This window comes from Kitasatospora sp. SC0581, assembly GCF_048159585.1.
In the GTDB taxonomy this organism is placed as follows: domain Bacteria; phylum Actinomycetota; class Actinomycetes; order Streptomycetales; family Streptomycetaceae; genus Kitasatospora.
The window spans coordinates 1-22473 of record NZ_JBLRWA010000007.1 but is presented as its reverse complement, the minus strand read 5'-3'; the positions used below and the strand labels follow the sequence as shown (position 1 = coordinate 22473).

The 22473-nt window shown below is 72.3% G+C and carries 23 protein-coding genes and 1 pseudogene; 14 read left to right on the top strand and 10 right to left on the bottom strand.

Annotated features, from left to right (window positions below; all coding sequences use genetic code 11):
* Positions 1-78: 78 nt before the first annotated feature.
* On the top strand, positions 79-1125 hold the full coding sequence (locus ACLWS4_RS14155; protein ID WP_416874280.1) for a VanZ family protein: 1047 nt from the start codon (positions 79-81) through the stop codon (positions 1123-1125).
* A 37-nt stretch (positions 1126-1162) separates the two neighbouring features.
* Here ACLWS4_RS14155 and ACLWS4_RS14150 read toward each other — a convergent pair whose 3' ends face one another.
* Positions 1163-2245, bottom strand: a complete 1083-nt coding sequence (locus tag ACLWS4_RS14150) for a YncE family protein (RefSeq protein WP_416874279.1) — start codon at positions 2243-2245, stop codon at positions 1163-1165.
* A gap of 135 nt (positions 2246-2380) precedes the next feature.
* Here ACLWS4_RS14150 and ACLWS4_RS14145 point away from each other — a divergent pair, with 135 nt between their 5' ends.
* From ACLWS4_RS14145 to ACLWS4_RS14130, 4 genes are all read left to right on the top strand, one after another.
* Positions 2381-3274 (top strand): LysR family transcriptional regulator, encoded by an 894-nt coding sequence (locus tag ACLWS4_RS14145; protein WP_117487055.1) that lies wholly within the window; start codon positions 2381-2383, stop codon positions 3272-3274.
* Positions 3275-3368: 94 nt separating this feature from the next.
* Positions 3369-3881, top strand: coding sequence for a hypothetical protein (locus ACLWS4_RS14140; RefSeq protein WP_416874278.1), 513 nt, complete (start codon positions 3369-3371; stop codon positions 3879-3881).
* A 146-nt stretch (positions 3882-4027) separates the two neighbouring features.
* Positions 4028-5647 (top strand): multicopper oxidase family protein, encoded by a 1620-nt coding sequence (locus ACLWS4_RS14135; RefSeq protein WP_416874277.1) that lies wholly within the window; start codon positions 4028-4030, stop codon positions 5645-5647.
* Between the two features lie 252 nt (positions 5648-5899).
* Positions 5900-7921 (top strand): amino acid transporter, encoded by a 2022-nt coding sequence (locus tag ACLWS4_RS14130; protein WP_375877115.1) that lies wholly within the window; start codon positions 5900-5902, stop codon positions 7919-7921.
* 143 nt (positions 7922-8064) lie between these two features.
* On the opposite strand, the gene ACLWS4_RS14125 is transcribed toward ACLWS4_RS14130, so the two are convergent.
* The gene (locus ACLWS4_RS14125; protein ID WP_117487051.1) at positions 8065-8682 is read right to left on the bottom strand and encodes a transglycosylase family protein; all 618 of its coding nucleotides are present in this window, start codon (positions 8680-8682) and stop codon (positions 8065-8067) included.
* Between the two features lie 574 nt (positions 8683-9256).
* On the opposite strand from ACLWS4_RS14125, the gene ACLWS4_RS14120 reads away from it, so the two are divergent.
* The 3 genes from ACLWS4_RS14120 to ACLWS4_RS14110 all read left to right on the top strand — a co-directional run bounded on the left by ACLWS4_RS14120 (position 9257) and on the right by ACLWS4_RS14110 (position 13311).
* Entirely contained in the window at positions 9257-10768 is a 1512-nt protein-coding gene (locus ACLWS4_RS14120; RefSeq protein WP_416874276.1) for a purple acid phosphatase family protein, read from the top strand.
* A gap of 151 nt (positions 10769-10919) precedes the next feature.
* Positions 10920-12521, top strand: coding sequence for a purple acid phosphatase family protein (locus ACLWS4_RS14115; protein WP_117487049.1), 1602 nt, complete (start codon positions 10920-10922; stop codon positions 12519-12521).
* A 109-nt stretch (positions 12522-12630) separates the two neighbouring features.
* Complete coding sequence (locus ACLWS4_RS14110; RefSeq protein WP_416874275.1) at positions 12631-13311, top strand: lysophospholipid acyltransferase family protein; 681 nt, start codon at positions 12631-12633, stop codon at positions 13309-13311.
* 72 nt (positions 13312-13383) lie between these two features.
* Here ACLWS4_RS14110 and ACLWS4_RS14105 read toward each other — a convergent pair whose 3' ends face one another.
* Positions 13384-13635 carry a hypothetical protein gene (locus tag ACLWS4_RS14105; protein WP_375874798.1) on the bottom strand — a complete coding sequence of 84 codons (252 nt, stop codon included), beginning with the start codon at positions 13633-13635 and terminating at the stop codon, positions 13384-13386.
* A 592-nt stretch (positions 13636-14227) separates the two neighbouring features.
* Positions 14228-14638: pseudogene (locus ACLWS4_RS14100) on the bottom strand (DUF5959 family protein).
* 181 nt (positions 14639-14819) lie between these two features.
* Between ACLWS4_RS14100 and ACLWS4_RS14095 the strand changes: the two are divergent.
* A complete protein-coding gene (locus ACLWS4_RS14095) occupies positions 14820-15737 on the top strand; it encodes a phosphorothioated DNA-binding restriction endonuclease (protein ID WP_416874274.1) in 918 nt (305 codons plus the stop codon).
* A gap of 134 nt (positions 15738-15871) precedes the next feature.
* Here the strand turns inward: ACLWS4_RS14095 and ACLWS4_RS14090 are convergent, their stop codons facing one another.
* The gene (locus ACLWS4_RS14090; RefSeq protein ID WP_049650069.1) at positions 15872-16411 is read right to left on the bottom strand and encodes a GNAT family N-acetyltransferase; all 540 of its coding nucleotides are present in this window, start codon (positions 16409-16411) and stop codon (positions 15872-15874) included.
* A gap of 172 nt (positions 16412-16583) precedes the next feature.
* The gene (locus tag ACLWS4_RS14085) at positions 16584-16970 is read right to left on the bottom strand and encodes a hypothetical protein (RefSeq protein WP_416874273.1); all 387 of its coding nucleotides are present in this window, start codon (positions 16968-16970) and stop codon (positions 16584-16586) included.
* 127 nt (positions 16971-17097) lie between these two features.
* On the opposite strand from ACLWS4_RS14085, the gene ACLWS4_RS14080 reads away from it, so the two are divergent.
* Positions 17098-17592, top strand: coding sequence for a hypothetical protein (locus ACLWS4_RS14080; protein WP_416874272.1), 495 nt, complete (start codon positions 17098-17100; stop codon positions 17590-17592).
* Between the two features lie 130 nt (positions 17593-17722).
* Positions 17723-18010, top strand: coding sequence for a barstar family protein (locus tag ACLWS4_RS14075; protein ID WP_380742932.1), 288 nt, complete (start codon positions 17723-17725; stop codon positions 18008-18010).
* A 162-nt stretch (positions 18011-18172) separates the two neighbouring features.
* Here the strand turns inward: ACLWS4_RS14075 and ACLWS4_RS14070 are convergent, their stop codons facing one another.
* From ACLWS4_RS14070 to ACLWS4_RS14060, 3 genes are all read right to left on the bottom strand, one after another.
* The gene (locus ACLWS4_RS14070; RefSeq protein WP_416874271.1) at positions 18173-18793 is read right to left on the bottom strand and encodes a plasmid pRiA4b ORF-3 family protein; all 621 of its coding nucleotides are present in this window, start codon (positions 18791-18793) and stop codon (positions 18173-18175) included.
* Positions 18794-18905: 112 nt separating this feature from the next.
* Positions 18906-19082, bottom strand: a complete 177-nt coding sequence (locus ACLWS4_RS14065; protein ID WP_416874270.1) for an e9imm peptide — start codon at positions 19080-19082, stop codon at positions 18906-18908.
* A 109-nt stretch (positions 19083-19191) separates the two neighbouring features.
* The gene (locus ACLWS4_RS14060) at positions 19192-19791 is read right to left on the bottom strand and encodes a TetR/AcrR family transcriptional regulator (RefSeq protein ID WP_416874269.1); all 600 of its coding nucleotides are present in this window, start codon (positions 19789-19791) and stop codon (positions 19192-19194) included.
* 56 nt (positions 19792-19847) lie between these two features.
* On the opposite strand from ACLWS4_RS14060, the gene ACLWS4_RS14055 reads away from it, so the two are divergent.
* Entirely contained in the window at positions 19848-20729 is an 882-nt protein-coding gene (locus tag ACLWS4_RS14055) for an alpha/beta fold hydrolase (RefSeq protein WP_416874268.1), read from the top strand.
* A gap of 9 nt (positions 20730-20738) precedes the next feature.
* Here ACLWS4_RS14055 and ACLWS4_RS14050 read toward each other — a convergent pair whose 3' ends face one another.
* Positions 20739-21083, bottom strand: a complete 345-nt coding sequence (locus tag ACLWS4_RS14050; protein ID WP_416874267.1) for a hypothetical protein — start codon at positions 21081-21083, stop codon at positions 20739-20741.
* 189 nt (positions 21084-21272) lie between these two features.
* On the opposite strand from ACLWS4_RS14050, the gene ACLWS4_RS14045 reads away from it, so the two are divergent.
* Both ACLWS4_RS14045 and ACLWS4_RS14040 read left to right on the top strand, forming a co-directional pair.
* Positions 21273-22124, top strand: coding sequence for a helix-turn-helix domain-containing protein (locus tag ACLWS4_RS14045; RefSeq protein WP_416874266.1), 852 nt, complete (start codon positions 21273-21275; stop codon positions 22122-22124).
* A gap of 13 nt (positions 22125-22137) precedes the next feature.
* A complete protein-coding gene (locus tag ACLWS4_RS14040) occupies positions 22138-22335 on the top strand; it encodes a DUF397 domain-containing protein (RefSeq protein WP_375874809.1) in 198 nt (65 codons plus the stop codon).
* The last annotated feature ends 138 nt before the right edge of the window (positions 22336-22473 follow it).

Sequence of the window (22473 nt, the reverse complement as noted above, 5' to 3'; positions counted from 1 at the left end):
GGTGGGTCCGGGGCCGGAGCAGGCCGGTGCCACGACTGGGGTAGCGTTCCTTTGCCTACCCTTGACCCGGAAGACCTGATGATCGAAGCAAGCTACTCGGCCGTCCCCGCCCTCCTGCTCGTGTTCGCCGTCCTCGGGTCGGCGCTCGCCCTCGGCACCGCCCGGTGGGCCCGCCGGAGAGGCATGGCGGTCCCGACGGCGGTGCTGTGGGGACTGAGCCTGGCGGGCGAGCTGGCGGTGACGCTGACACCGACGGCCACCGGGTACTCGGGGCCGCCGAGTTGCACGATCGGGCCCGGCATGTGGGCCGACGCGACGGCGCAGCAGGGGCTGATGAACATCGCGCTCTACCTGCCACTGGCGTTCTTCGGCGTGCTGCTCTTCCGACGGCCGGTCACCGTGCTCGCGGGCTGCGCGGTGCTGTCCGCCGTCACCGAGGTCGTCCAGACCCTGCTCGGGACCGGACGCGCCTGCGACGCTGCGGACTTCGTCGACAACGCGGCCGGCGCGCTGCTGGGGACGCTGCTCGCCGCCGGCTGGCTGCTGGTTCGGCGGCGCGGGCTGCCCCGGCTGCGCCGGGACCTGGTCCACGGGCTGGTGCTGGGCGCCGTCGGGCTGGCGGGGGCGGGGCTGGTGGTCCACTTCGGGATCCGGACGTACCGGGACTCGCCGGGCCTCTTCGCCCCGCCGTCCGACGACATCGCGACGGCGCAGCGGGTGGCGGAGGGCGTGTTCGGCCCGCGCACGCTGGTGGACACCACCACGACCACCGCCGACCCCGGGCTCACCCAGCAGATCATGGACGTCAGCACCGACCGCGGCGACCTCCGGATCGAGCAGCCCAGCGGCCGTCTGCTCGCCGTCGCCGCCGCCACACCCTCCGCCGACGCGGCCGGCTCGCCCACCCTCACCCCGGAGCAGGTCGTCGCCGCCGGCCGGGCCTTCGCCGACACCTGGTTCGCCGACCGGATCGCCGGTCTGACCCCGACCGTCACCCCCGCCGGCCCGAACGGTGCTGCCCGCACGCTTGGTTACCGCCGCGAGGGTACGGCCGCCGGGCAGCCGGCGGTGCGCCTCGACCTGACCGTGGGCGCCGACGGCCGCATCCTGACAGCCGCCTCGTAGTCCCTGGTCCTCGAACTCCCGTGGTCCGTCCCGGGGTTCAGGCGGGGCGGGGCAGGTATGCCAGGCCGTGCGCGCCCGCCTCGCCGAGCCGGGGGACCTCCAGCCGGGCCACCGGCTCCAGCGCCTCCAGGTCGATGACGTCGACGGTGGAGGAGACGGCGCAGGAGACGTAGGCGAGCCGGCCGTCGGGGGAGGAGGTGACGGTGAGCGGGAAAAGGCCCACCTCGACGGAGCCGAGCCGCTGGTGGCCGTCGGCGGCGAAGACCGTGAGACGGCCGGGGAGTTGGCGCCCCAGGGGGGAGCCGGCCTCGGGGACGCTGCGCACCTCGCCGGCCAGCAGCCTGCCGGTCGGGGTGAGGTGGACCGGCAGGGCGGGGGAGTCCGTCGGGAGGACCTCCGTGACGGAGGCGGTCGCGACGTCGATGACGCGGATGCCGGGGGTCGGGGCGGGCGTGGCGGTGGTCGAGAAGTACGGGCCGGCGGCGTAGACCCGGGTGCCGTCCGGGGAGACGGCCAGGCCCTCGCTGCCGGGGACCTCGACCTTGGCGGTCAGCACGCCCCGGTCGAGGTCGACGACCGAGACGAAGGGTGCCTCCTTGTTGGTGGCGAAGCCGGTCCGGCCGTCCGGGGTGATGGCGAACCAGTGCGGACCGGGCGCCTCGGTGTCGATCCGGCCGATCGGGCGGCGGGTCCCGGTGTCGATGACCACGACGCCGCCGGGCCGGTCCGGGCCGCCCTCCACGCTGACGTACAGCCGGCCGCGGGCGGTGTCCAGGGCCAGTCCGTGCGGGCCGTGTTCGGGGGCGAGGTCGACCACGTCGACGACCCGCCGGGTGTCGGCGTCGATGACGGTCACCTCGGTGCGGCGGCCGCTGTTGGCGCCGTAGTAGCCCGAGTGGTAGGCGCTGGTGCACCAGAGCAGCCGCCGGGTCGGGTCGAAGCAGAGCTCGTGCGGTTGGGCGAGGACCCGGACGGTGTCGAGGTGCCGGTCGGTGGCGGCGTCGAAGAACAGGATGTTCGAGCCGCTCTGGCTGACGACGGCGAGGACGTCGCCGGTGCGGTCGGTGCGGTCGGAGCGGTCGGCACGCTCGGTGCGGTCGGTACGGGAGGGCTGCGACATGAGGACTCCTCGGGGAGGGCTTCGCGGTTTCGCGGTCGTTTCCACTGTCGTCGGCAGCCGCGGCGGGAGCCATGCAAGGATCGGCATCGGATAGTTGCCCGGAATGCAAAGACCCAGGTCAGGAGCGGACGGCCGATGGATCTCAACCTGCTGCGGGCGCTGGACGCCCTGCTCCAGGAGAACAGCGTGACCCGCGCCGCCGAGCGGCTCGGCACCTCGCCGGCGGCCGTCAGCCGGATGCTGGCCCGGCTGCGCCGCGCCGTCGAGGACCCGCTGCTGGTGCGCGCCGGGCAGGGCCTCGTCCCGACCCCGCGGGCGCTCGAACTGCGGGAGGAGGTCGGCGCGTTGCTGCGCGGCTGCGACAGCGTGCTGCGCCCCGGCGCCGGCTTCGACCCCGTCCACCTCGACCGGACCTTCACGCTGCAGGCCGGTGAACTGATGCTGGTACGGACGGCGGGCGCCCTCGTCGAGCGGGTCCGGGCGGAGGCCCCGCGGGTGGACGTGGTCTTCCTGCCGGAGGCGCTGGAGGACGGGCCGGCGCTGCGGCAGGGGCTGGTGGACGTCGAACTGGGCGTGCTCGGCCACCTGGACACGGAGGTCCGCACCCGGCAGCTCCTCCGCGTTCCCCTGGTCGGCCTCGCCCGGGCGGGCCATCCGCTGTTCGACGGCCGCCGGATCACCGCCCGCCGGTTCGCCGCCGCCGACCACATCGGCGTCTCCCGGCGCGGCAAACGGCTCGGCCCGATCGACGCCGGGCTCGCTGACCTCGGGCTCCGGCGCCGGGTGGCGGTCATCGTGCCCAGCCACACCGGCGCGATGCTGCTCGCCCGGGACAGCGACCTGGTCACCCTCGTCCCCGAGGACTGGCTGCCGGACACCGTCGCCGCGCTGGGCCTGCGCACCTTCCCGATCCCGCTGGAACTCGCCCCGCTGGAGCTGGGGATGGCCTGGCACCCGCGCAACTCGGCCGATCCGGGGCACCGCTGGTTCCGCGAGCACGTGGCGGCCGCAGTGCTGGGGCCGGAGTAGACCCCCGCGGGGGTGCGCCCCGGCTCGGTCCGCGGTGTGCGGCCGGGATACCCTGCCGGGGTACATGGCGGCGGCTGGGGACAGGAGGCGGAGGATGGTGCGGTCACGGCCGTTCGGTCCGCCGGTGCCGTGGGCGCCGCGCCTGCTGCTGCTCGCCGCGCTGCTGTTCGGCATCGTGACGATGCACACGCTCGGCCATCCGGGCGGTGGGCACGGTGGTTCCGGCGGGTACGGCGGGCACGGTGGTTCCGGCGGGTACGAGGGAGCGGGGACGCACGCCTCGGCCGTGCACCCGGTGCACCCCGCGGCCGCCGTCCACCACGGCCCGGCCGCCACGCCCATGGAGGCCGCCTCCGCCGTCGACCCCGCCATCTCGGCCGCCTCCGCCGTCGACCCGACCATCGCCGGCGGCATGGACCCGATGGCGGTCTGCCTCGCCGTCCTGGCGGGCTGGACCCTGGTGCTGCTCCTCGCCGGCCCGCTGCTGCGCCGCAGCGGCGACGCCGCCGCCGAGGTGCGGGCCCGACTGCTGCGGGCCGTCCGCGCGCTGCCCCCGCCCGGGGGCGGGCGGATACTCCTCACCAGACTTTCGGTGCTGCGCCAGTAGCCGCGCGCCCGCCGTCCCGTGCCCGCGCCCGCTCTGGAGCGCCCGCGCGCACGTCCACGCGCCCGCTCGCGCCCCGCAGCGCCCGCGCACGGAACGGCCGACGCGACGTCCTGCACACCCACACACCGCACGAGGTGCACTCCGCCATGCGCACACCCACCCGTCGTACCGTCCTCGGCGCCGCGCTCGCCGCCGCCGGGACCGGCCTGCTCACCGCCTGCTCCTCCGGCTCCATGAAGGGCATGGACCACGGGTCCATGGACCACGGCCCCACGAGCGGCACGACCGGAGCCGCCGCCCCGGCCGGCTACCTCGCCCCGAACGGCCCCGAGGTCGCCGCCGCCGAGGCCCGGCGCAACCCCGGCCCGGAGCGGAAGGTCGCGCTCACCGCCACCGAGACCACCCTGGACCTCGGCGGCCGCACCGTCCGCAGCTGGGCGTACGGCGACCGCCTGCCCGGCCAGGAGGTGCGCGCCACCCTCGGCGACACGCTCGCCGTCACCCTCGCCAACCACCTGCCGCAGCCCACCACGCTGCACTGGCACGGCCTCGCGCTGCGCAACGACATGGACGGCGTGCCCGGCGTGACCCAGGCCGACGTCCGGCCCGGCGCCTCCTTCGAGTACCGCTTCGCGCTCGCCCACCCGGGCACGTACTGGTTCCACCCGCACTCCGGCGTCCAGCAGGACCGCGGCCTGTACGCCCCGCTGATCGTCGAGGACCCCAGGGAGCCGCTGGCCTACGACAAGGAGTGGGTCGTCGTCCTGGACGACTGGGTGGACGGCGTCGACGGCAGCACCCCGGACGCCGTCCTCGCCGAACTCGCCCGGGGCATGGGCGGGATGGACCACTCGGGCGGCTCCGGCCACGACATGGCGGGGATGCCCGGCGCGGGGAGCACCCCGGGCGCCCCGGGCGGCACCCCGAACGCCGCCGGCCCGTCCCGGATGCTGATGGGCGCTCAGAGCCCGCTGCTGGGAGGCGACGCCGGTGACGTCGCGTACCCGTTCCACCTGGTCAACGGCCGGCTCGCGACCGCGCCCGAGACCTTCACCGCCAAGCCCGGCGACCGGATCCGGATCCGGCTGGTCAACGCGGGCGGCGACACCGCCTACCGGGTCGCCCTCGGCGGCCACGAGCTGACCGTCACCCACACCGACGGCTTCCCGGTCGAACCGGCCACCACCCAGGCGCTGCTGCTCGGCATGGGCGAGCGCTACGACGTGCTGGTGACCGCCAAGGACGGCGCCTTCCCGCTGACCGCGCTGGCCGAGGGCAAGAACGCCACCGCCCTGGCCGTGCTGCGCACCGGCGGCGGCGCCGCGCCCGACGCCGCCGTCCGCCCGGCCGAGCTGGACGGCCGGCTGGTCACCGCGGGGCAGCTCAGGGCCGCCCCGGACGTCCAGCTGCCGGCCAAGACGCCGGACCGCACGGTGAGGCTGGAGCTCACCGGCGGGATGGCGAAGGCCGACTGGGCGTTCAACGGCCGCCGGTACGACCCGGCGCAGCGCTACCCGGTGGCGGCGGGCGAGCGGGTGCGGCTGGAGTTCCGCAACAGCACCGCCATGTGGCACCCCGTCCACCTGCACGGTCACAGTTTCGCGCTGCCCGGGGACGGCCCGCGCAAGGACACCGCGGTGGTGCTGCCGGGCACGACCCTGGCCGTCGACTTCGACGCCGACAACCCGGGCCTGTGGATGGTGCACTGCCACAACGTCTACCACGCGGAGACGGGCATGATGACCGTCCTCGGCTACCGGGCCTGATCGCGGACTCCCCCCCCCCCGCGCGAAAGTGCCCGGGTTCCACCCTGAAAGGACCCCGAACCGCTCCGGCGGTTCGGGGTCCCGCCGTCTCCGGCACCCGGCGCACTCCGGCGTGCCACCGGCACCGACCTGCGGCGTCATGACGATTTCTTAACGCGGCCCGGTAGCGGATCCTTAACGCCGGTCGCATAGCCTGACGCACTGCCGTCGCCCGACGGCGTTTTTACGGGGTCTTTAAACAAGAGGTGCAAGGTGGTTTCGTCGGGTTCGACGGAGACGGCGGAGTCGGACGCGCCGTCGGCGCGAATACGCCTCCGCAGCTGGCTGCTGGAGGACGTGACCGCGGAGAAGCCCGCGCGGCAGTCCGCCGACGAGGGCGCCCCGGAGGCGCCGACCGGGGGCGCGGCGGCGGGGGACTCCGCCGCGCACGGCACGCCCGCCGGCCAGCGCTGGTGGCGGGTGATGTGCCTGACCGGCCTGGACTACTTCTCGACGCTCGGCTACCAGCCGGGCATCGCCGCCCTGGCCGCGGGCGTGCTGTCGCCGATCGCCACCATCGTGCTGGTGGTGGTCACCCTGCTGGGCGCGCTGCCGGTCTACCGGCGGGTGGCCAAGGAAAGCCCGCGCGGCGAGGGCTCGATCGCGATGCTGGAGCGGCTGCTGTCGTTCTGGAAGGGCAAGCTGTTCGTCCTCGCGCTGCTCGGCTTCGCGGCCACGGACTTCCTGATCACCATCACGCTGTCCGCCGCCGACGCGAGCGCGCACCTGGTGGAGAACCCGCACCTGACCGGCTTCCTCGGCGGCAAGCAGGTGGTGATCACGCTGGTCCTGGTGGCCCTGCTCGGCGCGGTCTTCCTCAAGGGCTTCAGCGAGGCGATCGGCCTGGCGGTCTTCCTGGTCGGGACGTACCTGGTGCTGAACGTGGTCGTGGTGGCCGTCGGCCTCTGGAAGATCGTCTCGGCGCCGCACGTGGTCACCGACTGGACGGACGCGCTGACCGCCCAGCACGGCAACCCGATCGTCATGGTCGGCGTGGCCCTGGTGACCTTCCCGAAGCTGGCGCTCGGCCTGTCCGGCTTCGAGACCGGCGTCGCCGTGATGCCGCACATCAAGGGCGACCCCGACGACACCGAGGCGAACCCGGCGGGCCGGATCCGCGGCACCCGCAAGCTGCTGACCACCGCCGCCGTGATCATGAGCTGCTTCCTGATCGCCACCAGCTTCATCACCACGCTGCTCATCCCGGCCGACCAGTTCAAGGCCGGCGGCGACGCCAACGGCCGTGCCCTGGCGTACCTGGCCCACGAGTACCTCGGCGGCGCCTTCGGCAGCGTCTACGACCTCTCCACCATCGCGATCCTCTGGTTCGCCGGCGCCTCCGCCATGGCGGGCATGCTCAACCTGCTGCCCCGCTACCTGCCGCGCTACGGCATGGCCCCGCACTGGGCCCGCGCGGTGCGGCCGATGGTGATCGTGCTGACCCTGATCGGCTTCCTGGTCACCTGGATCTTCGACGCCGACGTGGACGCCCAGGGCGGCGCGTACGCGACCGGCGTGCTGGTGCTGATCAGCTCCGCCGCCATCGCGGTGACCATCGCCGCGCACAAGAAGCGCGAGCGCGGCTGGACGGTCGCCTTCGCGGTCATCGCGGCGATCTTCCTCTACACCACCGTGCTGAACTGCCTGGAGCGGCCGGACGGCCTGAAGATCGGCGCCTGCTTCATCGCCGGGATCGTCCTGGTCTCGCTGCTCTCCCGGCTGCGCCGCGCCTTCGAGCTGCGTGTCACCAGCGTCGCCCTGGACGACGTGGCGGAACGTTTCATCAGGGACTACGCCCACCGGCCGCTGCGGCTGATCGCCAACGAGCCGAACAGCCGGGACCTCGCCGAGTACCGCGACAAGATCCACCAGATCCGCGCCGACAACGACATCCCCGGCGAGGACGACCTGGTCTTCGTCGAGGTGACCGTCCGCGACGCCTCCGACTTCGAGGCCGCGCTGACCGTGCGCGGCGAGGTGCTGCACGGCCGCTACCGGGTGCTCACCCTGGAGAGCTCCAGCATCCCGAACGCGCTCGCCGCGCTGGCGCTCAACATCCGGGACCGCACCGGGCAGCAGCCGCACCTCTACTTCGAGTGGACCGAGGGCAGCCCCTTCGCCCAGTTCCTGCGGTTCTTCCTGTTCGGACAGGGCGAGGTCGCACCCGTCACCCGCGAGGTGCTGCGCGAGGCCGAGCCGGACCGCTCGCGCCGCCCGCGCGTCCACGTCGGCTGACGGCCCGCTTCTGCTGCAAAGCCCGTAACGCCCCGGCCCGTCCGCTCCTGGTGAGCGGACGGGCCGGCGGCGTGTCCGGGGCGGAACGACGGACCGCCGCCCGCGCCTGGGCGGGCGCGGGCGGCGGTCGGGTTCGACCGGTCCTAGGAGGGGAGTTCGAGGACCAGTCCGGGATGGATGAGGTCCGGGTCCTCGCCGACCGCGTCGCGGTTGAGCTCGTAGAGCGCCGGCCAGCCGCCGGGGACGCGCAGGGACTCGGCGAGGTCGGCGAGGGTGTCGTTCTCGCGGACCGTCCAGGTGCCGTCCTCGGACTCGACCGGGGCGGCGTGGGTGTGGGTGTGGGCGTGGGCCGGGGGCGGCGGGGCGTTGTCGCGGCCCTGGCCGTGGGTGGCGCGGGCGCCGCACACGGGCCAGGGGGAGAGGCCGCGACGTTCGGCCAGGAGCTGGGCGACGGCGATCTGCTGCTCGCGGGTGGCGAGGTCGGCGCGCGGGGCGTAGCCGAGGCCGCCGTTCTCCCGCCAGGTGGGCTGGTCGAACTGGAGGCCGCCGTAGTAGCCGTTGCCGCTGTTGATGCGCCAGTTTCCGCTGCTCTCGCAGGCCGCCACGCGGTCCCAGTCGTACGAGCCGCCGCCCTCCCTCCCGGGGTCGGACCGGCTGTCGCGGCCTGGCGGCGCGGCGTGGGCCGCGGGGGCGGCGAGGGCCACGGTGAGGGCGCAGAGCGCGGTCGGGACGATGCGGCGCAGGCGAACGGTGGGAGGCATGGGCGGCTCTCAGACTCGGGGACAAGACCGGCGCCGTCCACGGGGGCGGCGCACTCCCACCCATGCACGCCGGACGGTGCGTTCCGTGGACGACACGTCCGACGGGTCACCCGCACGGCGGCCCGGGGCCACCCCGGTGGTCGGCGGCCGACCGGCCGTACTCCTCGTCGCCTTGCCGTTTCGTCGCTTTGGTGCCTCGTCACCTCGCCGCTGGTGCGCCTGCCGCCCGCTTCCGGCGCCGACAGCCGTCGTCGCGGCCCCGGCCCGCGTGCCGCGACCTCGGGGCTCCCGCGCCGCCCGGCCGACCGGGGACAAGGTCGTGCACCGAGGGTTCCCGGCCACCCGCCGTTCGGCTGCCGTTCGCCGTCCGCACGGCTGGGCGTGACCCGGCCGTGCGGTGCGGCTGGGAGCCTCCTCGGCGTTTCCCCGAGCCCAGGAGGCGGCAGTGGCGGCACAACCCTCTCGTACTTCCCGCACATCCCGTACGTCTCGAAGGACGGTCCTTCGCACCGGTGCGGCGGCCGGTGCGCTCGCCGCACTGCCCGCGTCCACCCTGCTGTGGACCCAGCCGGCGGTGGCCGGTACGCCCGGCCCGGAGCAGGTGCACCTCCAGTGGGGCGACGAGCCCTCCCGCGAGATGACGGTCTCCTGGGCGACGGCGGCGTCCGTGAACCGTCCCCGGGTGCGGATCGGCACCCCGCGCGAAGGCGCCGGCCGGACGGTGCACGCGCGCAGCCGCAGCTACGTGGACGGCCTCAACAAGGTCGAGACCTTCACCCACCACGCCCGCCTGGACGGCCTGCGGCCCGACACGACGTACGTCTACGAGGTGCTGCACGACGGCGCCCAGCCGGTCCGCGGCACCTTCCGCACCGCTCCCGCGCCCGGTCGGGCCGCGTTCCGCTTCACCAGCTTCGGCGACCTCGGCACCGGCGACAACGTGTTCAGCAAGTCCTCCATCCACGGCGCGGCGGCGGTCCGTCAGGTCGAGGGGTTCGACCCGCTGTTCCACCTGCTCAACGGCGACCTCGCGTACGCCAACAACAACCCGCAGCGCCAGCCGCAGGCCTGGAACGCGTTCATGAACAACATGTCCGGATCGGCCGCCCACCGCCCGTGGATGCCCACACCCGGGAACCACGAGGTCGAGGCGGGTGGCGGGGAGCTCGGCTACGCCTCCTACCTGACCCGCTTCGAACTGCCGGACAACGGCACGCGTGACCACTGCGGCACCTGGTACGGCTTCCAGATCGGCTCGGTGCTCTTCGTCAGCCTGGACGGCAACGAGATCGCGGTCGAGGACGACGCCAGCATCGACCCGGCCACCGGGCAGTCGATCTACATCAGCGGGTACAGCGACGGCGCCCAACTCCGCTGGCTGGACCGGCTGTTGTCGCGGGCCCGGGGCGGCAGCTCGGTGGACTGGATCGTGGTCTACCTGCACCAGTTCGCGATGTCCTCCTCCGCCCAGAGCCACGGCGGCGACATGGGCATCCGGGAGAAGCTGCTGCCGCTGCTCGACCGCCACAGCGTCGACCTCGTGCTGGCCGGCCACGACCACGACTACGAGCGCACCCACCCGGTGCGCGGCACCGCCCCGGGCGGCCTGCTCACGCCGGCCGTCGCCGACGACGACCTGCGGCAGATCGACACCTCGCAGGGCACCGTCCACCTGATCCTCGGCGGCGGTGGCACCGCCGGGCACGACGACGTCTACCTGCCCGCCGACGCCGACGGCGTCCGCGAGGCCACCGTCCGCACCCAGCGCCTCACCTACAAGGCCGACCCGGACGCCAAGGAGAAGGCCCACTGGTCCGCCGTCACCGACCCGGACACCCGCTACCCCTACGGCGTCGCGGTCTTCGACGTCGACCCGGGGGCGGTGCCCGGCGGCCGGACCGCCATCACCGTCAGCTACTACCACTCCGTCCCGGCCACCGCCGCCGCCCCGCTCCCGACGCCGGTGCTGTACGACCGCTTCACCCTGTACCGCGACCGCAGCGACGGCTGGGGCGACGACGACCAGGGTGAGGACTCCCAGGGCGAGGGCTCGCAGGGCCGGTCGGTCGCCGGCGCCCGCCGGTAGCGCACCCGTCGTCGAGGGCCCGCCGCGCCGCCCGGTGCGCGGCGGGCCCTCGCTGTCGCGCCAACTCGCCTACCGCGAAAGGGAATCGAAAACACGTCCGGTGATGCCGGACCTCTTGTCAAAGGTTAGGGAAGTTTCCTAACTTGATGTCATGTCCGAGACCGAGACCCCACGGCACTCCCGGCGCGACCTCCTCCGAGCCGGCGCGGCGGGCGGAGCTGCCCTCGCGGCCGGCGGCCTGCTGCTGCCGGGCACCGCCCTGGCGGCCCCGCGCCCGACCGCCCTCGCCACCCCGACCCTCCCCGTCACCCCGACCTCCCCCGCCGCCCCGACCGTCCCCGCGCCCCGGGGCGAGCGGACCGCCGGGTCCGCGCTGCGGCCCTTCGGCCGGCACCTCGCCTACGGGGCCGACCCGTCCCAGCAGGTCGTCGTCTCCTGGCAGGTGCCGGACGCGGTGACCGCGCCGTTCGTCCGCATCGGCGTCCAGCCCGGCGACTACGGCGCCCCGATCGCCGCCGAGGTCCGCACCCTGGTCAGCAAGCTCTCCTGGCAGAAGCCGGTCGAGGACCAGCCCCTCGTCAAGCCCACCACCGTCACCCAGTACTACCTGCACGCGCGGCTGGACCAGCTGATCCCGGACACCACCTACTACTACGTCGTCGGCCACCAGGGCTACGACCCGGCCGGCCAGGGCGCCCGGCTCGGCGACGTGGCGAGCTTCCGCACCGCGCCCGCCCCCGGCCGCGGCGCCGGATTCACCTTCACCGCCTTCGGCGACCAGGGCATCGGGTACAACGCGGCGGCCACCGGAAACCTGATCGCCGGCCTCGACCCCGCCTTCCACCTCCACATGGGCGACCTCTCCTACGCCAACGCCGGCGGCAGCGGCAAGACCAGCGACGCGTACGACGCCCGCCTGTGGGACTCCTTCTTCGTGCAGAACGAACCCGTCGCCGCGCGGACCCCGTGGATGCCGGCGATCGGCAACCACGAGATGGAGCCCTGGTACGGGACCGACGGCTACGGCGGCATGCGCGCCCGCTTCACCACGCCCGACAACGCCTGGAGCCAGTCCACCGGCATCTACTCCTGGCGCTACCAGAACGTCGGCCTGATCAGCCTCGACGGCAACGACGTCTGCTACAACACCCCCGCCAACCTCGACTACACCAAGGGCAAGCAGAAGAAGTGGCTGGAGAGCCGGCTCGCCGCGCTCCGCGCCGACACCGGCATCGACTTCATCGTCGTCTACCTGCACCAGTGCACGTACTCCACCTGCCACGACAACGGGGCCGAGCTCGGTGCGCAGCAGGACTGGGCCCCGCTGTTCGACAAGTACCAGGTGGACCTGGTGCTCAGCGGCCACAACCACGTCTACGAGCGGACCGACCCCATCCGGGCCGGCAAGCCCACCCGCAAGGTCGCCTCCGGCGACACCGTCGACCCGGTCAAGGACGGCACCACCTACGTCGTCGCGGGCGGCGGTGGCGGCGGGCTCTACTCCTTCCCCGCCGCCGACACCTACCTCGGGCACGAGAGCGCCAACGACAAGCCCGTGCCGATGGTGGTCTCCGACCGGAGCGGCCACAACCAGACCGTCAAGGTCACCTGGTCCAGGGTCCGGTACACCGGCTACTGCCTGGTGGCGGTCGACGTGACCCCCGCCGTCGCGGGCAGGCCCGCCCGGATGGAGGTGCGTTCGCTCACCGAGGACGGCACCGCCGTGGACCGGGTCACCGTACAGCGCGGCTGACCCGGCGGCCGGCACCCGGTCCCGTTTGAGTACCGCTACTCAGGCGGGCGGGGCCGGTGTGCCGGGACGATGGCGGTCCCACGACGCCGGAGGCCACGGAGGGCCCGCCATGCTCAGCCGGATCGCCGCCGCCCTGGTGCCCGTCCTCGGGCGCCTGTCCGTCACCTCCGAGACGCCGGGCCCGGTCGTCCCGGGCAGCGTCGTCGCGGCCAACCACACCTCGGCCGCCGACCCCGGCGTGGTGCTGGCCGCGCTGCGCCGCCTGGGCACCGAGCCGGTGGTGATGGCGACCGCCGGACTGTGGCGGGTACCGGTGCTCGGCGGAGTGCTGCGCTCCGGCGGGCACATCCCCGTCCACCGCGGCACGGCCCGGGCGGCCGAAGCCCTCGACGCGGCCGCGGCGGCGCTCGCGGCCGGCCGGGTCGTCCTCATCTACGGCGAGGGCGGCCTGCCCAAGCACCGGGACTCCCGCGACGCGGAACCGGGCGCCTTCCGCACCGGCCTCGCCCGGCTCGCGGCGGCGACCGGCGCCCCCGTGGTGCCGCTCGGCCAGTGCGGCGCCCGCCGCCTCAGCTCGGGCGGCACCGCCAAACAGCTCGCCGGACTCGCCACCGCCCCCGTACGCCGCCCCGCCCTGCACGTCCACCTCGGCGCCCCGCTCCACCTGCCCGGCGACATCCCCGAGGCCACCGCCGCCGCCCACCAGGCCGTCACCGCCGCCTGGCGCACGGCGCAGCAGCGGCGCGGCGGTGCGGCGGGCCGGGTAGGTCACGGATCACGTGATCTGTGACAACTCCCTTCCGGGCGAGGGCAGTCAGAGCACCCAGTAAATTAACTGGGTGCCCGGACCGTCCTCGCCCGGTCAGCTCCGGGGCGAGGCCTCCAGTCGGTCGGCGGACCACAGGACGGCGGTCAGCGCCACCAACGCTGGGACGGCCAGGAGGCCGAAGCAGATCGCCCCGGCCTGGGGCGCGCCCATCCCGGCCCGGACGAGACGCCACCCGAGGCCCAGGTCGACCGCCGTCGCCAGGCTGCCGAGACCGCCGGCGGTCACCCGCAGGTGCAGTCGCCGCGACCGGGACGGGGTCGGTGCGGGTGTTTCCTGTGAGAGCATGGCAATGCCTTCCGGATCGGATAACGGATTTCGAACCCGATGAGGCATACGGGCGCCGTTCCGGCGAGGGAGCGGCGCCCATTTCATGCCCGTCTGCGGGTCCGGTGACGAGGATACCCACGCTCGGGCAGGGTGTGGACCGCCTCCTGATTCCGAAGCGACGGTCCTGTACCGGCCGTTGGAGTAGTGCAGATTGATATAAATTATTGCTGATCTCCGCAGGTCAGAGCCATGGTTTCGTCTACGGAGCACACATCTCCACCTGCGAATTCGTGAAATCGCCGCAGAAAGAAGCGCACCACATTTCGACGCCGTTCCAGCCCGCAAGTCCGAACTTTGCGGGACGGGCCGCTCTCGTGGGCACTTTTGGATGGCATGCCGACAATGCCTGCCGCCGTTGGGTGGTTGGCATCCGGTCGATCCGGAAAAAAATTCCACCGATCCTTCGACCCGGCCCCGCCCGCCGCGCCACCACCTCGCCGCAGCCCTGGAGGTCGCGCCGGACCAAGCCGCGACGTCCGAACTCCTCGACCAGTACGACCAGTACGACCAGTTCGCCTCCGGCCGACAGCAGGCCGGGCCGTTGCCATCCCTACACTGACGGGATCGGGCTCCAGGCGTCCAGCAGGTTCCGGAGGCGTTCGCGGTGGTCCGCGATCCACCCTTCCGGCAGGTCGATCGGAACCCGCACGGTGACCATCGAGCCCGACTCGTCCTCGACAACCACCTCGGGGCACCCGCGCTCACCGGTGAGCTGGATGAAGACGGACGGTCCGCTGTCCATCTAGATCCACTCGATGTCCTGGCCGACATCGAGCCTGTCCAGGGCCAGGCCCCACTCCTCCAACTTCGAGGCCGACAGCACCAGGTCGATGCGCCCACTCACGAAGGGCGTCGCCACGGCGATCTCGGCGGCAAGCCCGCCGGACCATCGCGGGTGCCGCCCCAGGACCGTGATGCCGACGCCGTTGCCCTCGTCGTCAGCGAGAACGACAAGATCCATCGGAGCCACCTCAGCCATGACTCTCCCCCGTTCAACCGGCACGAGAGGGCATCGTGGCTCACCCGCCACGCTCGAGGCCAGCGCATTCCGGCCGGAGTGACCTCGACCGGCTCGGGGAGCCGGGGGCAGACCCGTCGGCCCGGGTGATCCCTTCGTCGTGCCGCGAACTACGCTGGCCGACATGGACTGGCTCGATCGGGTGGCGCGGCTGAGGCGCTGGACGAAGGGCGGCGAGCGTGCGCCGCACAAGCCGCTGCTGCTGCTCTACGCGCTCGGCGGCTACCAGCGGGACGCCGGCGGCGAACTGCGGTACAGCGCGGTCGAGGAGGAGCTGAAGCGGCTGCTCGTCGAGTACGGCCCGCCGCGTCCGACGACCCCCGCCTACCCGTTCCACCACCTGGTCAGCGACGGGGTGTGGGAGGTCCGCACCGACCAGGGGCCGGGGAGCCCCGGCAGCGGGGTCGGGGTCCTCCGGGCGAGCGGGGCCGCCGGCAGGCTCGCCCCCGCGCTGCGGGCCGCGCTCGGCGAGGAGCCGGCCCTGCTGGGCCGGATGGCCCGGGTGCTGCTGGACGCCCACTTCCCGACGTCCCTGCACGCCGACCTCTGCGAGGCGGTCGGCCTCGACCTGGAGCGGGCCGAGACCGGGGCCGTGGGCGGGCCCGAGGCCGCGGCCCGGCGGCAGCGCGACCGGCGGATGCGTGAACTGATACTCACCGCCTACGAGTTCCAGTGCGCCTTCTGCGGCTACGACGGCGCCCTCGGGGCGAGCCCGGTCGGACTGGAGGCCGCGCACGTGCGCTGGTGGTCGCACGACGGGCCGGACGAGGTCGACAACGGCCTGTGCCTGTGCTCACTGCACCACAAGCTCTTCGACAAGGGCGTGTTGGGCCTCGGCGAGGGCCATCGCATCCTGGTCTCCGACCGCTTCTTCGGCCGCAGCGAGGCCAGCCGCCGCCACGTGCTCGCGCTCTCCGGCCGCCCGCTCATCGGCCCCCAGTCCGGCCGCCCCCCGGTCGCCGACCGCCACCGGCAGTGGCACATGCGCCAGGTGTTCCACGGCGTCCCGCGCCGGCCCGCGGAGCAGGGGGCCTTGGTCTAGTCGTACTGACCGGGAAGGTTCGCCGGATCGGCGGTTCGAGCAGTTGGATGTCCGGAGACGTCCGATGCGACCGTTGGGGGTGTGGTGGCTGAGCCTGTCCGTGTGCGCAGGTCGACCGACCAGGAGGGAGCGCGTCAGGCCCTCACACCACGCGCGATTCGGTACAGCACGTTCGGACGCAATGGCCCTTCGGGCGCGGTGGGGTCGTCGAAATCGTCGGCCGGGTCGCGGGTCATGCCGATCCGGCGCATCACTGCTTGGGAACGGATGTTGGTGGCGGTCGTCACTGCAAGGATCTCGGGGAGTTCAAGCGTTTCGAAGCCGAAGGCAAGACCGGCCAGGGCGGCCTCGGTGGCGTAACCCTGGCCCCAGGCCGAGCGAGCGAGCCTCCAACCGATCTCTACCCCCGTGAACGGCATGTCATCATCCACCTGGTCCAAGCCCGCGAAGCCGATGAACTCGCCCGTGGCCTGCACTTGAACCGCCCACCATCCGTAGCCTCGCCGGTCGAACTCGGCCTGGAACCGCGCCACGGAGGCATCGCTCCGTTCACGGGTGAGCAGGTCGCCCAAGTGCTCCCGAACCTCAGGATCGGCATTCATAGCCGCCCACGGTTCAAGGTCGGAGTCTTGCCATCGACGGAGCACGAGGCGATCGGTACGCAGTTCAGCCATGCTGCCCAGCCAACGTGAGCGCCGCCCCCAAGGCAATCCATTTTCTCCGGGACCGCTACCGCCGCTCAGGAGGAGACTGCTCGGCCGGCTCCAGGACTGACGAAGCGACCACCGCCCCGGCGGGCATCCCGCTGGTCGGATCCTCGGTCACCACGAACAACCAACGGCCGGTTCAGCGGGTCGGCATGCCTCCGTGCGGACTGTTGACCACCAGCGGCAGGGAACCCTCGGCAAGGTAGAAGTGCCCGGGAAAGTAGTCGATGTGGAGGTGGCCGCCGTCCTCGGCGGAGGCCATGCCGCGCAGGTCGCCCGCGAGTACCGCCCGGCCGGCGGAGTCACCGCTGATCACGAGGAACTGCCGCTCGGAGTCCAGACGGACAAGGACACCGGGGCCGGCGGTCCCCTTCACCTCGATCCCCGCCAGGGCGTCGGCGTCCGGCGAGGAGGTCGAGCCGAGAAGCCCCTTGCCCTCGGCCACCGCGTCCGCCAGACGGTTCAGCTCCTCCGCCGACGCCGTCAGATCCACTTCACCGTACACGGGGTCGCTGACGAGTCTCACGCGGTCGGCACTCCTTCATGATCGGAATCCCTGATGCTACTGAATCTGAGCGGGTGAGGTCGGGGAGCGGTGAGTGTGCCGGTGCCCGGGACTGTTCCGGGGGCGGCTGCCACGCCAGGATGAGCGCATGACCGAGAGCGAAGCGGACCTGCCGGCGCTGCTGCGCGAGCTCGATGATCCGGCGTGGCTGGAGTGGCCGCAGCGCTACGACCGTCGCGGGACCGCGGTTCGCTTCGGTGCTCTGGTGGCTCGACTCGAAGGCGACTTCGCTGCTCCCTGCCCGGCTGAGCAGGACGCCCAGGACTCCAGCGAGTACGGACGTGTCGTCGTTCCCGGGGACGCGACCGTCTGCGGAACCCGGATCGTCGTCTGCGTCAGCAAGTTCGGCTCACTGGCGCTGGTCTGCGCCGACAACCCGGGCGTCTTCCTCGGGACGGAGGAAGCCCAGGCCAAGGGCAAGCTGGACGACGCGGACCTCGCCAGGGTCAACCGGGCGCTGGTCGAACTCGGCTATGTCGTGGTTGCCGAGGAACTGCTGGAGAGCGACTACGACGGGCCGAGCCGACTGCCCTCGTACATTCAGCGGCCCACCTGGTCGGACCGCTTCTTCGGCTACTTCTGACGACCGCGTCGACCGGGTCGGTCCGGCATCCGTCGGGCAGCCGTCGATCACCGCCGGCCGGTAGCACTCTCGAGGCTTCCTCGGTCGGAGTGTGTCTCTTGGCCGGCAGTCGGCTCGCTACCCTGCTGGGATGACGGACAGCGAGCTGATAGTCGACCTGCGCGGTCGGCGGATCGAGACACTGAACGACTTCTGGGACGCGGTGAGCGAGCCCTGCGGGCTGCCGGAGTGGTTCGGCCGGAATCTGAACGCGTGGTCGGACACGATCGAGACCCGGGGCATCTCCGAGGTGATCGACAGCCACGACATCCTGGTCGTGCACGTCGACCGGCGGGGTTTCTTCGAAGGGCACCGGAGGGAGGCCGACGTCCTGGCTGACATCTTCGACGGAGAGCAGAACCGGCTCGTCGTCCACTGACCAACCCGTCGAAGAGTCAGGCTCCTGTAGTGCTTTGACCCAGGCCAAGACCAGCACTGACCTGACAAAGCACTACCGGTGCAGCACCGCGTTGATCCTGCGAGGGTCTTGATCGCCCCCCCGGCGGGGGTGGGGGCGCGATCGGCTGGGCGCGGTCCGGTTTCAGTCGTGGACGAGTACGGTCGTGTAGTCGGCCAGGGCGGTGTTGATCTCGGCTGGGTCGAACGCGGCGGGGTCGAACTGGTCGGCCGAGTCGAGGCCGAGCCATTCGAGTCGTTCCTCGTGTTCTTCGAGGCCGGGGTCGGTGAGAACCTCGACGAGGTACTCGTATCCCCAGATCCCGCCGCAGTCCTCGGGCGGGCCGGCCCGTCGGCCGGTGAGGCAGTGAGGGTAGGAGACACCGGGTTCGGCGTCTCCTACGGCCTCGACGAGGATGTCGTGCTCCCAGTTGTCGCCGAAGTCGTAGATGTAGCGGAACCGCGTGCCGACGCCGGGGGCGATCTGGTCGAGGCGCATCGCCGTCGCGTTGCGGATCCCCAGGTCCCGATCGGTGACGCCGTACCGTTCCCGCCCGGTCTCGAAGGCCCACATGTGGTAGTCCTCCCAGCCGAACGAGGCCTGGACCAGGTCGTGCAGCCGCCGCAGATCCGTGCCCGACGGCACCTGAAGGCGACGCCAGATCGGGGGCTTGGAGCCGGACAGGGTGACCTTGATCGTGTGGACGGACGTTCCCGGGGCGGTCCGGGAACGGGTGGGCGGCTTCACGCGCCTGGTGTTCGACATGGCCGCCATCCTGTCAGCGGCACCGGTTCCCGTACGGGCGTCGGCCGTCGGCTCACCCGCCCGCGTGACGATGCGCTGCACTGGCTGAAGCACGTCCGAGCGGTTGTCGTTCTCACAGCGCGAACGGTCGGTGGGCCAGGGCCAGTTCGACGACCTCGGCCGCTGTCGGCTCCGGCCCGTCGGCCGAGTAGATCAAGTCGCTGACGTAGCCGCTCGGACAGCCAAGACCCCTGTCCAGTGCCTCCAGCGTGCGGTCGATCTCGGCGTCGTTGTAGCAGTCCCCATCCATGATCTTCTGCACCATCGCAAGGGCCGACTCACGAGTCATCACTGCTTCAGCCACCCCCTCCGGGATGAGGAGAGAGTCTAGTGAGTCACGTGATCGACCGGACAGATTCCTAGCCGGGGAAGAGCCGCCCGAGGTGGTAGCGCAGGACGGTGGCGGCGGCCTCCGCCGTTCGCTGGCCGAGCAGGACGCTGAGGCCGAGGCCGGCGGAGACGGCGAGGAGGACGACGGCCTCCTGGCGGGGGTCCAGCTGCGGGTCGGCGGTTCCGGCCTGTTGGGCGGCGGTCAGCTGGGCGGTGAGGAAGGCCTCCATCTCGTTGGGCGCGGCGAGGAACCGGGGCCCGCCGAGCGCCGGATCGGTGACGGAGAGCACCGCGTACTCGGTGTGGATGAGGTGGAAGGCCCGGCTCTCCTCGTCGGTGGGGACGGCTTCGAGCAGGACGGCTTCGATGATGCCGTGCGGGTCGGTGGCGCCGATCGCGCGGACGCGCCGCTGGACGCGTTCGCCCATGCGGGCCGTCAGCCGGGTCATGGCGGCGAGCAGCAACTGCTCCTTGGTGTCGAAGTAGTACTGCACGAGGCGCACCGAGACGCCGGCCTCGATGGCCACCGACCGCATGGTGACGGAGTGCAGGCCGCTGTTCGCCGCCGAGCGGAGCAGGGCGTCGATGATGTGGGCCCGCCGCTCCTCGTGATCCACCAGCTTCGGCATCGGGTTCCTTCCGGATCTTTTTGTGGTACAACCATACCATCAAACAGGGAGGGATCATGACCAGGACCAGCGTCGGACACTTCGTCAGCGAGCCGGCTCGGGCGAAGTTCCTTGAGGCGTACGACCGGGCGATGGAACTCTGGCCGGGCCCGCGCCGGGAACTCGACGTCGAGACCGCGTACGGGAGCGTCCACGTCCACCGCTACGGCGCGACGACCGGCGAGCCGATCGTCCTGCTGCACGGCCACGCCGGGCACCCGTCCAACTGGTACCCGCAGATCGCGGCGCTCGGCGAGCGGCACCCCGTCTACGCGATCGACACCCTGGACGACCCGGGTCGCAGCGTGCAACGCGCCGTCGCGGCCGGGTCGGAGGAGAACGCGGCCTGGCTGGGGGAGGTGCTGGCCGGCCTCGGGCTGGAGCGGGTCCACCTGGTGGGGGTGTCGTACGGCGGCTGGCTGGCGCTCAACCAGGCGATCCACGCGCCCGAGCGGCTGGCCTCGGTCACGCCGCTCGACCCGGGCGGGATCGAGAAGGTCCCCGCGCGGTTCTACGCCCACATGGTCGGCGGCCTGTTCGGCCTGCTCGCCCCGCGCCCGCTCCGCCCGGCCGTCGGCCGGCTGCTGGCCAACCCGGCACTGAGCGCGCCGCGCGAGATGATCGCACCGCTGATGCTCGCCATGCGGAGCTACAAGCCGGGCGGCCGCCCGCCGGCCCGGCCGTTCACGGACGAGGAGTTGGCGTCGATCGAGCTGCCGGTGCTCGTCCTGGTGGGTAGGCGCAGTGCGCTGCTGCGGCCGCGCCAGGTGGTGGAGCGGGTCACCCGCCTGATCCCCGGCGTGCGGGCGGAGATTCTGGAACGTGCCGGGCATGGACTCAACCTGGAGCAGCCCGAGCTGGTCAACGAGCGCCTGCTGGCCTTTGTCGAGCGGGAGTAGGGGGGAGGTTCAGGCCGCAGCGGCATGGCTCACGGTGGCGGCCTCCGGCGGGGAGAGCCAGATCAGTCGGGCGGTGATGCCCGGCCGCCTGGAGAAGTGGCGCACGGCCCGCTCGGGCGAGGGGAGGGTCATCCGCGTCCGCCCATCGATACTGATCACGTGGCTCCGGCCGTCCGAGTCGGCGAGCCCCCAGGCCGCGACCCACCCGTCAGCGTCGTTGCCGCACACCTGGACGACGGCGAACAGCCGGGGCGCGGTGTCGAGCACGAGCCCGCACAGCTCCTGCTCGAAGGTCGGTTCGACCGGCGGGCGGAGCGTGGTCGGGCGGGAGTTTGGCGAGGGCGTAGCGCTCATGGAAGTCTCCTACATGTAGGGGAGTTGGACGCCGCACTGCTGTCACCGCCGGCAGCGGGCATCCATGACGCAGAGTCAAAAGTAGCCAGTCGGTAGTATGTAGTCCACCGCCTTTGAGGAATCTGTATCACTACCACTCCCATGGGTGACGGGCGCCGACGATGGCGGTCGAGAGCGAGGAGACAGCGGATGCCGCCCAGCAAGACTCCGCCGAGCATCCGGCAGCGGCGACTCGGCGCGGAGCTGCGCCGGTTGCGCGAGCAGGCGGGACTCTCGGTCACACGAGCCGGGGAACTGCACGGCACCCCGCAGTCCCGCATCAGCAACATCGAATCCGGCGGGTACCCGGTGAGCGCGGACCGCGTACGGACCCTGGCGCGTCTCTACGGTTGCGCGGACGACGCCCTGATCGAGGCACTGACGCACATGACTGGCGGCCGCACGCGTGGCTGGTGGGAGGAGTACCGCGAGATCCTCCCGGCCGGAGCGCTCGACCTGGCGGAACTCGAGCATCACGCGCAAGCGATGCGGATCGCCTCCGCGATTCACATCCCCGGACTCCTCCAGACCCCGGAACACGCTCGCGCGCTCTTTCGGGACGTCGTTCCACCCCTCTCGCCACCGGAAGTGGAACACCTCGTCTCCCACCGAATCAAACGGCAGGCAGTGCTCCATGGCGAGCAGCCGGTCCCGCTGTCTGCGATCGTCCACGAGGCAGCTCTGCGCATAGGCTTCGGCGGTCCGAAGGTCGCTCGTCAGCAACTGGAGTATCTGCTGACCGTAAGCGAGCAACCTCACATCGACCTGCGGGTGATTCCGTTCGATACCGGAAGCTACCCCGGCTCTGGCGCCGGGATTGTGTACTTCGAGGCCGAGGTCGCACGATTGGACAGTGTCCAGGTTGATGGAGATCGATCCGAGTTCATCGACACTGAGCCGCAGTTGATTAAGTATCGGGCTGTGATGGACCGCTTGGAGACGATCGCGCTCCAGCCCGATCCATCCCGCGACCTCATCCGCCGTGTCGCGCAGCGTATCTGAGACAGGACTGAGTATGGCCTTCCACAACTGGCAGAAGTCCTCGTTCAGTGGCGACGCCGCCAACTGCATCTACGTCGCAGCGGTCGCCGACGGAGCTGTTCAGATCCGCGAGAGCGATGACCCCGGCATCGTCCTCTCCACTTCGCCCGGCGCGCTCGGCGCACTCCTGTGCGGCGTCAAGGCGGGGGAGTTCGACCACCTGACGACGTGACCTGTGCGGAGTGCACCCTTCCGGCCCGTGCCCCAGGCGTCCTGGGGCACGGGCCGCCGTCATTCCCCCAGCGTGGGGGGGTAGGAGGGGCCGGCGGCGTAGGAACCCCCCCCACCGGCGGGGGCGGCGGGCCGGCGC